Below are 13086 nucleotides of genomic sequence, written 5' to 3'. Positions count from 1 at the left end.
CGGTTTTGTCGATCAGAGCTTTGGGTTGGACTTTGACTTTTTAGCCTGAAAAGGATAGCGTTTTTTGTTCTGCAGTAATGTTGAAATGCTCGCCACGTTCATTCAATTTTGATTATTAGAAATCGAACAACGAATAACGAAAAACGATTCTACAGCATTTCCTTGGCAAAACTGCGGGCGTTGATATTTTCGGTTACAATTTCGCCGTCGAATAACCGGATGATGCGGTGCGCGTATTCGGCGTCGGAAGGAGAGTGGGTAACCATTACAATGGTGGTGCCGGCTTCGTTTAGTTCGGTGAGCAGGTTCATTACTTCCTGGCCGTGGGCGGAATCGAGATTACCGGTTGGTTCATCGGCCAGAATTAATTTTGGTTTGCTGATCACGGCGCGGGCAATGGCCACGCGTTGCTGCTGCCCGCCGGAAAGTTGCTGCGGAAAGTGGTTGCGGCGGTGCGCGATCTGCATTTGTTCCATCACTTCATCTACCCGTTTTTTAATTTCCGCCGAAGGCATTTTCAAATAGATCAGCGGCAGTTCAATATTCTCGGCCACCGTCAGCTCATCGATCAGGTTAAAACTCTGGAATACAAACCCGATATTTTCCTTTCGCAGATCGGCCCGCTGGCGTTCCGAAAATTTAGAAACCTCTTTATCCAGAAAATAAAATTCCCCGCCCGAAGGATTATCGAGTAAACCAATGATGTTGAGCAAAGTAGATTTTCCGCAACCCGAAGGCCCCATGATCGCCACAAATTCGCCCTGCTTAATTTCGAAGCTTACGCGGTTCAGGGCCGTGGTTTCCACTTCATCGGTGGTATATTTTTTATCGAGGTTTAGGGTTCTGAGCATGGTATTTTTCGGTTAGGTAAAACGGTAGGGTTTTCGGGGTAAAAAGTGTGACCTAATGGTTAAATGGCTTAATTGTTAAATTGTTGATCTGGATAAATTCTTTTATCTGAGATTAGGGTTTTAATATCAACCATTTAGCCATTAAACAATTAAGCAATTCAATTAATCTTCAAGATTAAGTTTTTCAATATCGCCGTAGCCGTCGTAGCTCGATACAATTACCTGATCGCCGGGCTTTAAGCCGGCCAGCACTTCGTAGTATTGCGGGTTCTGCCGGCCCAGTTTTATGGTGCGTTTTTCGGCGAATTTACCGCTTTTATCTACTACAAACGCCCAGGCACCTCCGGTACTCTGGTAAAAACCGCCGCGCGGAATTAACGTTGCTTTATCGCCGCCGGAAAGGTGCAAACGGATCTGCAACGATTGTCCGCGCCGGATGCCTTCCGGGGTTTTGCCCTCTGGAAATTCCAGGTCTACCTGAAACTGGCCGTTCTGCACTTCCGGGAAAACTTTAGCAACTGAAACGCTATGGGTTTGGCCGTTAAAATCGAACGCTGCTTTCAGCCCTGGATATACTTTAGAAATGTAGTGTTCGTCGATGCTGGCCTTCACTTTAAAACCGTTCAGGTCGTCTATCTGGCCAATATTCTCGCCGGCGGTTTTGCTTTCACCCACTTCCGCTTTTAAAGTAGAAAGTTGCCCGCTGATCGGGGCGGTGATGTAAAGGTTGCTCAGGGTGCTGCGGGCAATGTTGATGTTCTGCTGCATGCGGTTTATGCTCTGGTCGAGCTGGCGCAGGCGTTTGGTCATCAGTTCGGCATCCTGTTTCAGGGAGCGTTCGGCCAGTTCTTTGCGGCGTTTCAGGTAATTAAATTCGTCTTCAGTTTGCTCGTACTCGGCTTGCGGAATTACTTTTTCGGCGAATAGGTTTTTGCTGCGTTTGTATTTGTTTTCGGCTTGTTTCAGGTTATACTCAATTTCGGCCAGCGCATTCAGGGCTTTGATCTGGTCCTGCTTCATGGTAATTTCCGAATTCTGGCGCTCATTTACCAGATCGAAAAGCTGCGTTTCGCGGTTCAGAAAATCGATCTGCAAGGTTGAATTCGAGATCTTCAGAATGGTGTCGCCGGCATTTATTTTGCGGCCGTCGTCGGTATACAATTTCTCCACGCGGCCGCCTTCCACCATGTCTAAATAAATAGTTTTGAGTGGTTCCACGTTGCCGTCTATGGCAATGAATTCCTGGAAATTTCCGGTAGTGGTCTGGCCAATGGTAATGCGTTCGTTATTTACATTCAGGGAAGCTTTGTGATCGGCAAAAACCAGGGTATAAAACAGGAAAACCGCTAAAATAACGCCCGCAGCTATCAGCGCGATCTTTTTAGGCGTCCAGGTTTTCTTTTCAAGAATGCGGTCCATATGCGGTAAAATTTCGGGAATGCTGTATGCAGCTTTTCAACTTACATGCCACAAAGGAAAAGGTGGGTTCCGGAGGCAGAAATGCGGTTTTTAACCGTAAGGGAGGTAAATATTTTGTGCGTTACTGAACAATGAAGTGTACGTTTCCGGACATTGTTTTGTATCTTCGTGGAAGCCGCAAAAACCGAAATTTACGATTTTAGCTCGTATTGCCCGTTTTCGGACATTGCCCCGCGAAATGGCATATATGTTGAAATGTTAAATTTTATTATGTGGCTGAAATGCTAAATGGTTAAATGGCTGAATTGTTTAATGGTTGAAAAATCATTTGGGTTTTAATTCGGAATTTATTCCCGCCCCAACTTGTAATTCTGTAAGAACCTTATTGTATAGTTGCACAGAAATAACAAGTTCCTTTCAGGATGGTAATGGGTTGAAAAAGCATTTTCTTTTTATAAAACCATTTAACAATTTAACCATTTAACCATTCAGCTATTTAGCCCGACTTTTAAGCCCTGAAACCCTACCGTTTTTCCGCATAATTTACCCAAATTCCGTTTGAAAAAATGAGCAAAATAGACTGCAAGATCCTGATCGTAGACGATGAAGAAGACGTTTTAACGGCCGGCCGCATTTTCCTGAAACAGCATTTTTCGCTGGTGCGTACCGAACCCAATCCGGAAAAGATACCGGCGCTGTTGCAGGCGGAAACCTACGACGTGATCTTGCTCGATCTCAATTATTCAGCCGGGGCTACCAGCAGCCAGGAAGGGTTCTCCATGCTCAAACGCATCCTCCGGTTCGATCCGAACGCCATCGTAATTCTGATCACGGCTTACGGCGATATTGAGCTGGCGGTGCGGGCCCTGAAAGAAGGCGCTACCGATTTTGTAACCAAGCCCTGGCAAAACGAAAAATTGCTGGCCACGCTCATGAGCGCCTGTAAATTACGCCGTGCCGGGCAGGAAGTAAAGGAATTGCAAACCAAACAACAGCACCTGAACCAGGTCATGGACCGGCATTACGGTGAATTCATCGGCACTTCGCCGGCCATGCAAAAAGTTTATCAAACCATCGAAAAAGTAGGCGCTACCGATGCCAATGTGCTGATCCTGGGCGAAAACGGAACCGGGAAAGAGCTGGCAGCCAGAGCGCTGCACCGGAAATCGAAACGGGCTTCGGAAGTTTTTATAAACGTAGACCTGGGTGCCGTTTCCGAAACCTTGTTCGAAAGCGAGTTATTCGGCAGCATGAAAGGCGCATTTACTGATGCAAAAGAAGACCGTGCCGGCCGCTTCGAAATTGCTTCCGGCGGTACCCTTTTTCTGGATGAGATCGGCAACCTGAGTTTGCCGCTGCAATCGAAATTGCTCACCGCGCTGCAAAGCCGCATGATCACGCGCCTGGGCTCGAACAAACCCAAACCGATCGATATCCGGTTGATCTGCGCCACGAACATGCCTTTATACGACATGGTGGCCGAAGGAAAATTCCGGCAGGACCTTTTGTACCGGATCAATACCGTAGAAATTAATTTGCCGCCGCTGCGCGAACGCCGCGAAGATATCCGGCTTCTGGTGGAGCATTTCCTGCAGAATTTCCGGCGCAAGTACCAGAAACCAAACCTGGGCATTGCTGCCAAAACCTTGCAGAAACTGGAAACTTACAGCTGGCCGGGCAATATCCGGGAATTGGAGCACGCTGTGGAGCGCGCCGTTATTCTCTGCGACCAAAGCGCCCTGCAACCCGAAGATTTTTATTTCGGTTCGGCCGCGCCCGCAAAAACAACAGCTATTCCCGACACCGAAATTACGCTGGAAGCCCTGGAAAAAATGATGGTGCAGAAAACGCTGAGTAAACATTCGGGAAATATTACGCACGCCGCCCGCGACCTGGGCATTACGCGCACCGCTTTGTACCGCAGAATCGAGAAACATGGCTTATAACCGTTTTCGGGCCGGGGTGGTGTTGCGCGTAGGTCTCATTACGCTGGCGGCCATGTTGCTGGTACTGGCTTTTTTTGTGAAGCATTGGTTTGTAACGGGCTTTTGTTTAGGCCTTGTGATTTTCGCGCTGATCTACGACCTGATTTTTTTCGTAGAACGTACCAACCGCGAGCTTTCCCGCTTTTTTACCGCTATCCGGCATTCCGACTTCACGCAACGGTTCACCGAAAACGCCCAAAGCAGTTCTTTTAAGGAATTGCACGGCCAGATGAACGAAATGATGTATGCCTTTCAGAAAATAAAATCGGAAAAGGAAGCGCATTACCATTATTTGCAGGCCATTGTAGAGCACATTCGCATCGGCGTTTTTACTTTCGACGATGAAGGCCAGGTGCAGCTTTTTAACAAAGTTGCCAAGGAGGTGTTGCAGGTGCCGTTCGTTAAAAACGTGAAAGCGCTGGAACGGATCAGTCCGGAACTGGTGCAGGCGGCTCAGCATCTGGAAAGCGGGCAAACCAAACTGATAAAAATAGACCGCGAAAAGGACCAGTTGATGCTGCTGGTTTCGGTGGCCGGTTTTTATTCACAGAACAAACGTATCCGCATCGTTTCGTTACAAAATATCCGGTCGGAAATGGAAGAGCAGGAACTGGCGGCCTGGCAGAAACTCATCAGCGTGTTAACCCACGAGATCATGAATTCGGTTACGCCCATTATTTCGCTTACTTCTACCATAAGAGGATTAGTAGATGAACGCGTGGCAACTTTGTATTCGGCAGAAGAAATTGCAGAAGACGAAAACCTGGACGATATCCGGACGGGTTTGCAGACCATTGAAAAACGCAGCACCGGCATGTTGCATTTCGTGCAGAATTACCGCCGTTTAACCCGCGTACCGCCGCCGCATTTAGAAACCGTAGTGGTTAATGACCTGCTGAAACAAGTAGCCCGGTTGCTGCAAAACGAACCGGCTTTCCAGCGGGCGGAACTGCGCTTGTTGCTTCCGGAAACGCCCATTAAAATTACCGCCGATCCGGAACTGATCGAGCAGGTATTATTGAACCTGGTGAAAAACGGGGTGGAAGCCTGCGAAAATGTAGCCGAACCGGTCATCGAACTTTCCGCTTTTTCCGATGAAAAACAGCGGGATCTGGTGCGCATCGAAGTGAAAGACAACGGCCCCGGCGTACCCGAAGAAATCCTGGATAAGATCTTTGTGCCGTTCTACACCACCAAAAAGCAAGGCTCCGGCATTGGTCTAAGCTTGTCGCGCCAGATCATGAAACTGCACCACGGCAGCCTGCAAATGCGCTCCGCCGAGCCGAAGGGAACGGTTTTTAGTTTGCTGTTTTATAAGTGAGTTTTTAGGCGGAAAACGGTAGCGTTTTGAAGGGAAAAAGTCTGGTCTGGAAAAGGGGCGGGCTTTTTTGTCTAACGTACTTGGCTAAACGGCAGCGAAGCTGACGTTTAGGTGTGGTTAGCCTTTAGTAATTTTTTCTTTTATAAGTTCTCAAATAAGAATATACCACCTAAAGGAATAAGGAGTATAATAAGTAAGGAAATTATGTTCCAAAACAACCTTTTGGTTTTTCTTTCCTTAATTGCTGCAACTATAAATCCTGTAGTAAAAACCACTATTACAAGAAGTGCCATTAAACTTATTCCCAATGAAGCAGTTGCACCTGCATAATTATTGTCATAATCCTTATTATAAAGAAAATCAAACGCGTAAACCCACCAACTACAATAAATTATCAATGAAATAGTTTTTGTAATTGTTGAACTGTCCCAACGAGAATTTTTAATATCCATTTTATTATTGCTAACTACTGTATGTATGTAATCACTACGCTTATCCCACCACCGTTAGGCGGATAAATGTAATGGAATTAACGAATATACTTTATGTAATTTAGTCAATATAACAAAAATTGGTATTTAGCATGCGGTTATTGGTGTTTTCACCAACAAAGGCAGTTTCCTTTCCCAAAACGCTATCCTTTTCGCCCCAAAAACTACTGAATATACTACTTCTGCACCAGGCTTAATAGTTGCGCCATTGCCGCCATGCGGATTTGCCCCGATGCTTTCAGCTTAAAGCGATATGCCAAAATTCTGTCGACTTCAGCCAATAGAATTTTCGTTTTTTTATAAATCCTCTTTTCCGCAACAGCGGTTTAGGAAGGTGAATTTGCCGGGCCTCGTGCAAGTTTTCGATTTTAATCCTTTTCCGTTTTCCCCGCATTTTCCAAACAAATCCGAATTCCTGCTTGTTGAAAATAGGATCCTGAGAAACAGCTTACACGTATTACTGTAACCGTTCCGCAGTTCTTGTTTGTACTTTCCTTTTTATTCCATACTGCATTTAATAATTGTTCCCTTCCTGAAAATCAGGAGAGCCGCTTTTAACAATTAAAGTATCTAATGCATGAGTAATTTACGGCAACCTAATTTCCTGCTCATTGTGGTAGACGACATGGGCTATTCCGATTGCGAGCCGTTTGGCGGCGAGATCCGTACGCCGAACCTGCAGCAATTGGCCGATCACGGCGTCCGGTTCCGGCATTTTCATGTTTCTTCGCTGTGCGCCCCCACCCGGTCTATGTTGCTTTCCGGCTGCGATAACCACCATGCCGGTTTGGGCGCTATGCCAACCATGCACGCCACCAATCAATATATGCAGCCGGGCTACGAAGGCTACCTGAACGCCAATGTGCTGACTATTCCCGAAATATTGAAAGATGCGGGCTACCACACCTACATGGCGGGAAAATGGCACTTGGGCGAACACGAAGAGCGGCGGCCACATGCCCGCGGTTTCGAACGAACATTCTCTTTTTTAGGCGGCGGCGTGAGTCACTTCAACGATCAGCGGGCTTTGAGCGCTTTCGAGCAGCCCCACACCAAGTATTCCGAAGACGGAAGAACCGTAGAAAACCTGCCGCCCGATTTTTATTCCTCCGACTATTACACCGATAAAATGATGCAGTATATAGCGGAGCAAAACGACCAGCAGCCTTTTTTTGCTTACCTGGCTTTCACCTCGCCCCACGACCCGCTGCAGGTGCCAGCCAATTGGCTGGATAAATACAAAGGCGTGTACGATGGCGGCTACGACGTTATTAAGGAAAAAAGGCGGCAACGGATGAAGGAATTAGGCCTGATTCCCGAAACCCTTACCGCAAATGAAGGTAGCGGCCTGTTTAAAAGCTGGGGCGAACTCACCGGGGACGAGCGAATAGAAGCCGCCCGGAAAATGGAGATCTATGCCGCCATGATCGAAAATCTGGACTGGAACCTGGGGCGCTTGTTTGACAAGCTGAAAGAACTGAACCAGTTCGACGACACCATCATTTTCTTTCTCTCCGACAACGGCGCCAACCCCAAAGAACCAAGTTTCTACGCTCCCAATACCGAACCATTCATTAACAGCAATTTCGATAACAGCCTGGAAAATTACGGCAAAATCAATTCCTTTATTTCCATTGGCCCGGCCTGGGCCGAAGTGGCCAATACCCCGCTATCTTACTTTAAACTCACTACTTACGAAGGCGGCACCCAAACGCCGTTGATCGTTTCCGGGAAGCGGGTGCATAAACGAGGCGTAGTAACAGATGAATTGCTGCACGTAACCGACCTGCTTCCTACCATTTTAGACTTTGCCAATTTAAAGTACCCGCAAACAAGTAAAAACCTGAAACCACTTTATGGAACCTCGCTAAAACCTTATTTACAGGAAGAAACCAAACAATCTGTTCGAAATGATTTTGACGTACTGGGTTTTGAAATGGGCGAATGCAAAGCCGTAATAAAAGGCGACTGGAAACTGATCTTTATGCCCCCGCCTTATGGCACCGGCAATACGTGGCATTTATACAACCTGAAAGAAGACCTGAAAGAAGAGCATGACCTTGCCGCAGAATTCCCGGCCAAATTTAATGAGCTGATGGCCGATTGGCAGGCGTACGCAATTTCGGTAGGCTACATAAAATCCAACGGCGATCCGGCTCTGGCTAAATTAGGTTTTGAAGAATTTTACCGCTTCGATCCTAAAAACCGTATCGATTCCGGCACGGAAACTCAAAACGCAACAAGGGAAGCGGCACAGCCGGTTAAATTAGGGGATTAAATAAACGGGCCATGTTTGAAGTCCTTATAAAAATATCGGCAACGCTACTTCCGGTCTTCGTTTTTTTAACCATGTTCAATGTAGGCCTGACGCAGCAGGTAAGCGACATTCTGTATTACTTTCGGGACCGGAAGTTTGCCCTGCTGATGCTAGTTGCCAACTTCGTTTTTGCCCCCTTGCTCATGTGGGCAATTTTGTATTTCTTTCCTACAGACCCTTACCTGAGCACCGGGCTCGCCATCTTCAGCCTTTGTGCCGGTGCGCCGTTTCTCATCAAACTCACCCAGGAGGCCGACCATGAACTGGCGCTGGGTGCCAGTACCATGATCAAGCTGATTTTAGGTACGGTGGTAATTGTGCCGCTGGTATTGCCCCGGCTTATTTCTGAGATCGAGATCGACGGTTTTAAAATTGCCTGGACCTTAATAAAGCAGCTGATACTTCCTATCATTCTGGGATTACTGGTTGCCAAATTTCTGCCCAAAATAACGGGAGCTATGCAGCCCTGGGTAGCGAAGATCGGTAACTGGGTTTTGTACCTGGTAATTTTTTCAACGCTGGCCGGCTACTTTCCGGAACTTAAAGGAATCTGGGGAGAGGGCGCGATTCTGATCGGGATTGTTTTCGTTTTAGGAGCTTTCGGCATCGGTTACTTTATGGGCGGTTTAACCGGCGAAGACAATTTGCAGGACGTAGGGGCGCTGGGAACAGCTCAGCGAAACACTGCCGCCAGCATGATCATTGCCGCCGAAAATTTTGCCAATAACCCGGAGGTGCTGGTAATTATTACCATTGCGAATACCATAGGCATAGCCATGCTTTTGATGATTGCGAAAATGCTTTCCAAAGACAACAAAATTAAAGTGATATACCCTGACCGGAAAATGGGGCACCAGAAAACCTGATTGATAAAGGCAATATTAACAACCCGATCTAAAAAAAAGCACCAGACGGCATGGCGGTTCCTCCAGAAAATCAGACGGAAAAAGAGAAAGTAAAGCTTCCCGAAGATTTGCTGCCGGGCGAGGTCGCACTCAGGCACACGGTAGCCCGTTACTTCCAGAAGCACATAAAGAAAGCAACTTTTAAGGATGATCTGAATGCCGGCCTGACCGTGGCCATGAACGAAATCCCGGACGGCATGGCCTGCGGTTTGCTGGCCGGGGTAAGCCCGATCATGGGTTTGTTCGCGGCTGTGTGGGGCTGCCTGGCCGGCGGATTATTTAACAGTTCCAAACTGATGATCATTTCTACTACCAGCGCCGCAGCCTTTCTTTTGTTTCAGCTCACCCAAACGTATCCGGAGGAGCAGCGGGTAGACGCCATCATTTTATTGGTGATCTTATCTGGTGCCATCATGATTATTATGGGTTTGCTGAAGCTGGGTAACCTCGTGCGGTTTGTTTCTTATTCCGTAATTACGGGTTTTTTAGCGGGCATATCTGTGCTTACCATTTTAAGCCAGTTGCCTACGCTTTTTGGTTTCGCGGCCGAAGGTTCTAATAAAATTATGCAGACCATTAACCTGTTCCAGCATCTTGATCGCACCAACTGGCATGCGCTTATACCGGGACTGGCTACCATTATTCTGATGATTCTCTTGCCTAAAACGCCCTTGGGAAATAAATCTGCCATTGTAGCCATTGCCCTGCCGTCCCTGCTTGTTTTTTTTCTGAAGTGGAACAACGTAGAATTGGTAAGTGATGTGGGAGAGATCCCAAGTGGTCTGCCACCTTTGCGCCTGCCTGATTTCTCATTGTTAGATACAGCGCTTTTCAGCGGTGCGTTTTCCCTGGCATTCGTTACGCTTATTCAGGCGGCAGGCGTTAGTCAGAGCGTGCCCAACCCGGATGGTTCCCGTTCCAACACTTCCAAAGATTTTATCAGTCAGGGCATTGCCAATGTTTCGTCCGGAATGTTAGGAGGCATTGGCGTAGGCGGCTCTTTGGGTTCTACTTCGTTAAACATTATTTCGGGGGCTAAAAGCCGGTGGGCTGCCATTTTTTCCGCGCTCCTGGTATTAGCCCTGATCTTGTTGTTGCCGAAACTGGTGGGAAACGTGGCCATGCCGGTACTGGCCGCCATTATGATCTTTGCCATGGCCAGCGCGTTGAATTTCGAGGAAAATAAGCAGGTGTGGAACGCGGGGCTGGCTTCCCGGATCGGCTTAATCGGCACGTTCCTCATTACTTTATTTATGCCTATTCAGGTGGCCGTACTCATCGGGGTGATCTTATCTTTTACGCTTTATTTTTTTACTTCTTCCCAGCTGGTAAAACTGCACCGGCGACGGCTTCTGCCCGATGGCAGCTTTGAAGAAATAGCCGTACCGGAACAGCTTGAAAATGCCACGATCCATATTTTTGCGGTGGATGGTGATTTGCATTTTGCCGGTGCCCGCATGCTGGAACACCAATGGCCCAAAATAAGCCGGGAAACGCAACACCCGGTAATAATTCTGGAGTTAAGGGGCCGGAATAACATTGGCGCCACGCTGATTGAAGTGCTGGAAAAATTTTACGAGAAAATAAAACAGGCAAATGGCAGGTTTTACATCACGGAATTAGGCGCCAACAGTTACGCCTCGTTTAATATTCAGGCCGCATCGGAAGTTTTACACGGCATGTACATCCGGAAAAAAGAAGCTATTATTGGGCGAAGCACCCGTCAGGTCGTGCTCGAAGCCCAGCGTTGGCTTGCTAGTATTGGCAGCCAGGAAAAGGACGATCCCCAAACGGTGGCCGGGCCGGATAATGCAGAAAGAAGTTAGTTGATCTTGTAAAAAATAATAAAAACGGCTCTTGAGCTTTTGTTCGCTATTTCTGCAAAACAGTTCGGGCATTACGTTCACGCTGTTTTCCTTTCTGTAGCGTTGAAAGGGCTCTTAATTAAAAGGAACACGTTTTCGAAACCGCGAAAAGATGGAACAGGTTTAATGCTGTCCATAATAGGTTGGATACCTGCCAAACGCTATGGTTTTAGCTCTAAAAACTAATTCCTAAGGCTTTAAAAACCCGAAGCACAAACTATTGAATATGCTGTTTTAATACCTGGCTTAGCTGTTGCGCCGGCATTGCCCCGGATTGCCGCCAGATGGTTTTGCCCTGGTGGAACAAAATTAACGTTGGCACACCCTGCACCCGGAATTGCTGCGCTGCCGCCGGATTTTTATCTACGTCTACTTTAATAATTTTTACTTTCCCGGCATGCTCCGCGGCTATTTGTTGTAAAACGGGCGCCATGGCTTTACAGGGGCCGCACCACTCGGCGAAAAAGTCTACCAGAACGGGCATTCCCGGAGCGTTTATCAGTTCGTTAAAAGATTTTTTGGCCATGGCTTTCTGAGTTGTTTTCGGAGTTTGTTTTTACGGCCGCAAGGTAGCTTGGTTTTATGATAGATTCCGGAAGAAAGTTTGCCTTAAAATTTCGGCAGCTTGCCTTGGGTTAACCCGGCTTTCCGGAACTTTAAACGGTGTTTTTATCTTTATTAATTGCATTCCTTATTTGTAAAATATGCATTTCATAAAGAATTTCCGAACAGTTTTATATTCCTCGGTCTTATTTTTCTCACTGCTAACCGGCACTGCCTGTAAAAAAGAAGCCGAGGCGAATCCGCCGGCTGTAGAAGCCGCCCAGAGCGAAAAAAGCAATCTGGTTTCGTTTAAGTTCGTGGGCATTATTCCCGTAGAAACCATCCGGGATATTGCCTCTAAAAACGGGTATCCGCAATTTAACAACGAGTTTAAATACGACATTACCGTTTTCAGCGTAGTGTATAATACCACGTATCAGGGCCGCGAAACACAGGCTTCGGGTTTACTGGTTTTTCCAAGAAACAAAGAAACCCCGCCGGCCATTCTGAGCGCGCAGCACGGAACCTTGTTTGCTCATAAAGATGCCCCGAGCAATTTCCCGATTTCCTTTAACGGCCCGGAATTGTTTGCTTCGGCGGGTTATGCCACGTTTATACCCGATTATTTAGGTTACGGTGCTTCGAAACAGATCTTACATCCGTACTACAACGAAACCTATTCAGCCACTGCAGTGCGCGATATCATCCGGGCAGGGCGCTTTTTCTGTAAAGATCAGAATATTCCGCTGGGCAATAAATTATTCCTGGCCGGTTATTCCGAAGGGGGTTACGTAACGCTGGCCGCGCAGAAAAACCTGGAAGCGAATCCGTTGCCGGGCCTGACTTTGGCCGGGGTAGCGGCCGGCGCGGGCGGGTACGATCTTACGGCCATGATCGGCAATATTGCTTCCGGCGAAACGTATAACCATCCATCGTACCTGGCCTTTTTAACGCAGGCTTACAACACGGCCAATAACTGGAACCGGCCCCTGAATCAGCTCTTTAAAGAACCTTACGCCTCTAAAATTCCGGGTTTGCTGGATGGCTCCAAGACCGGCGGACAGGTAAATTCTGAATTGCCGAAATTGCCCAGCCAGCTTTTTACCGAAGCTTTTTACAACGGCCTTAAAACCGGAACCGAAACACAGTTTATAAACGCTTTAGCCGAAAACAGCCTCACCGACTGGGCTCCGCAGGCGCCAACCCGCTTGTATCATGGCACCGCCGATGATGTGGTTCCGTTCCAGAATTCACAGATCACGTATTCCAAACTAAAAAAGAACGGGGCTAAACAGCTTGATCTTTACCCGATTCCGGGAGGCACGCACGGCACTACTTTCCAGCCGATGATCATGGAGCTTATTCCGTGGTTTGCTTCTTTGCAGTAAT

At 47.4% G+C, this 13086-nt stretch carries 10 protein-coding genes; 6 read left to right on the top strand and 4 right to left on the bottom strand.

Going from position 1 to position 13086, the window contains the following annotated elements:
• Nucleotides 1-149: 149 nt before the first annotated feature.
• Together I5M27_RS13335 and I5M27_RS13330 are read right to left on the bottom strand one after the other, a co-directional pair.
• The gene (locus I5M27_RS13335) at nucleotides 150-851 is read right to left on the bottom strand and encodes an ABC transporter ATP-binding protein (protein ID WP_200506813.1); all 702 of its coding nucleotides are present in this window, start codon (nucleotides 849-851) and stop codon (nucleotides 150-152) included.
• Nucleotides 852-1013: 162 nt separating this feature from the next.
• Complete coding sequence (locus tag I5M27_RS13330) at nucleotides 1014-2270, bottom strand: efflux RND transporter periplasmic adaptor subunit (RefSeq protein WP_200506812.1); 1257 nt, start codon at nucleotides 2268-2270, stop codon at nucleotides 1014-1016.
• 566 nt (nucleotides 2271-2836) lie between these two features.
• On the opposite strand from I5M27_RS13330, the gene I5M27_RS13325 reads away from it, so the two are divergent.
• Complete coding sequence (locus I5M27_RS13325; RefSeq protein ID WP_200506811.1) at nucleotides 2837-4216, top strand: sigma-54-dependent transcriptional regulator; 1380 nt, start codon at nucleotides 2837-2839, stop codon at nucleotides 4214-4216.
• Nucleotides 4206-5576 (top strand): sensor histidine kinase, encoded by a 1371-nt coding sequence (locus I5M27_RS13320; protein ID WP_234462529.1) that lies wholly within the window; start codon nucleotides 4206-4208, stop codon nucleotides 5574-5576. The genes I5M27_RS13325 and I5M27_RS13320 overlap by 11 nt, the downstream gene beginning before the upstream one ends.
• A gap of 140 nt (nucleotides 5577-5716) precedes the next feature.
• Here I5M27_RS13320 and I5M27_RS13315 read toward each other — a convergent pair whose 3' ends face one another.
• Complete coding sequence (locus I5M27_RS13315; protein ID WP_200506810.1) at nucleotides 5717-6028, bottom strand: hypothetical protein; 312 nt, start codon at nucleotides 6026-6028, stop codon at nucleotides 5717-5719.
• Nucleotides 6029-6644: 616 nt separating this feature from the next.
• Between I5M27_RS13315 and I5M27_RS13310 the strand changes: the two genes are divergently transcribed.
• Genes I5M27_RS13310 through I5M27_RS13300 form a run of 3 tightly spaced genes read left to right on the top strand, consistent with a single transcriptional unit; the run spans nucleotide 6645 to nucleotide 11115 of the window.
• Entirely contained in the window at nucleotides 6645-8345 is a 1701-nt protein-coding gene (locus I5M27_RS13310) for an arylsulfatase (protein WP_200506809.1), read from the top strand.
• A gap of 11 nt (nucleotides 8346-8356) precedes the next feature.
• Nucleotides 8357-9250 carry a bile acid:sodium symporter family protein gene (locus tag I5M27_RS13305; protein ID WP_200506808.1) on the top strand — a complete coding sequence of 298 codons (894 nt, stop codon included), beginning with the start codon at nucleotides 8357-8359 and terminating at the stop codon, nucleotides 9248-9250.
• 50 nt (nucleotides 9251-9300) lie between these two features.
• Nucleotides 9301-11115 carry a SulP family inorganic anion transporter gene (locus I5M27_RS13300; protein WP_200506807.1) on the top strand — a complete coding sequence of 605 codons (1815 nt, stop codon included), beginning with the start codon at nucleotides 9301-9303 and terminating at the stop codon, nucleotides 11113-11115.
• A gap of 256 nt (nucleotides 11116-11371) precedes the next feature.
• On the opposite strand, the gene trxA is transcribed toward I5M27_RS13300, so the two are convergent.
• Nucleotides 11372-11680: a thioredoxin gene (trxA, locus tag I5M27_RS13295; RefSeq protein ID WP_200506806.1), complete on the bottom strand. Its 309-nt coding sequence runs from the start codon at nucleotides 11678-11680 to the stop codon at nucleotides 11372-11374.
• A 178-nt stretch (nucleotides 11681-11858) separates the two neighbouring features.
• Between trxA and I5M27_RS13290 the strand changes: the two genes are divergently transcribed.
• Entirely contained in the window at nucleotides 11859-13085 is a 1227-nt protein-coding gene (locus tag I5M27_RS13290; protein ID WP_200506805.1) for an alpha/beta hydrolase family protein, read from the top strand.
• Nucleotide 13086 lies beyond the last annotated feature (1 nt).

Origin of the sequence: Adhaeribacter terrigena (assembly GCF_016623615.1) — a bacterium.
GTDB lineage: Bacteria > Bacteroidota > Bacteroidia > Cytophagales > Hymenobacteraceae > Adhaeribacter_A > Adhaeribacter_A terrigena.
This window is presented reverse-complemented; position numbering and strand designations above follow the sequence as displayed.

Coding starts and splice junctions, on each gene's coding strand:
- I5M27_RS13335 (WP_200506813.1), bottom strand. CDS start 851: ATGCTCAGAACCCTAAACCTCGATAAAAAATATACCACCGATGAAGTG.
- I5M27_RS13305 (WP_200506808.1), top strand. CDS start 8,357: ATGTTTGAAGTCCTTATAAAAATATCGGCAACGCTACTTCCGGTCTTC.
- I5M27_RS13320 (WP_234462529.1), top strand. CDS start 4,206: ATGGCTTATAACCGTTTTCGGGCCGGGGTGGTGTTGCGCGTAGGTCTC.
- I5M27_RS13315 (WP_200506810.1), bottom strand. CDS start 6,028: ATGGATATTAAAAATTCTCGTTGGGACAGTTCAACAATTACAAAAACT.
- I5M27_RS13300 (WP_200506807.1), top strand. CDS start 9,301: ATGGCGGTTCCTCCAGAAAATCAGACGGAAAAAGAGAAAGTAAAGCTT.
- I5M27_RS13290 (WP_200506805.1), top strand. CDS start 11,859: ATGCATTTCATAAAGAATTTCCGAACAGTTTTATATTCCTCGGTCTTA.
- I5M27_RS13310 (WP_200506809.1), top strand. CDS start 6,645: ATGAGTAATTTACGGCAACCTAATTTCCTGCTCATTGTGGTAGACGAC.
- I5M27_RS13325 (WP_200506811.1), top strand. CDS start 2,837: ATGAGCAAAATAGACTGCAAGATCCTGATCGTAGACGATGAAGAAGAC.
- I5M27_RS13330 (WP_200506812.1), bottom strand. CDS start 2,270: ATGGACCGCATTCTTGAAAAGAAAACCTGGACGCCTAAAAAGATCGCG.
- trxA (WP_200506806.1), bottom strand. CDS start 11,680: ATGGCCAAAAAATCTTTTAACGAACTGATAAACGCTCCGGGAATGCCC.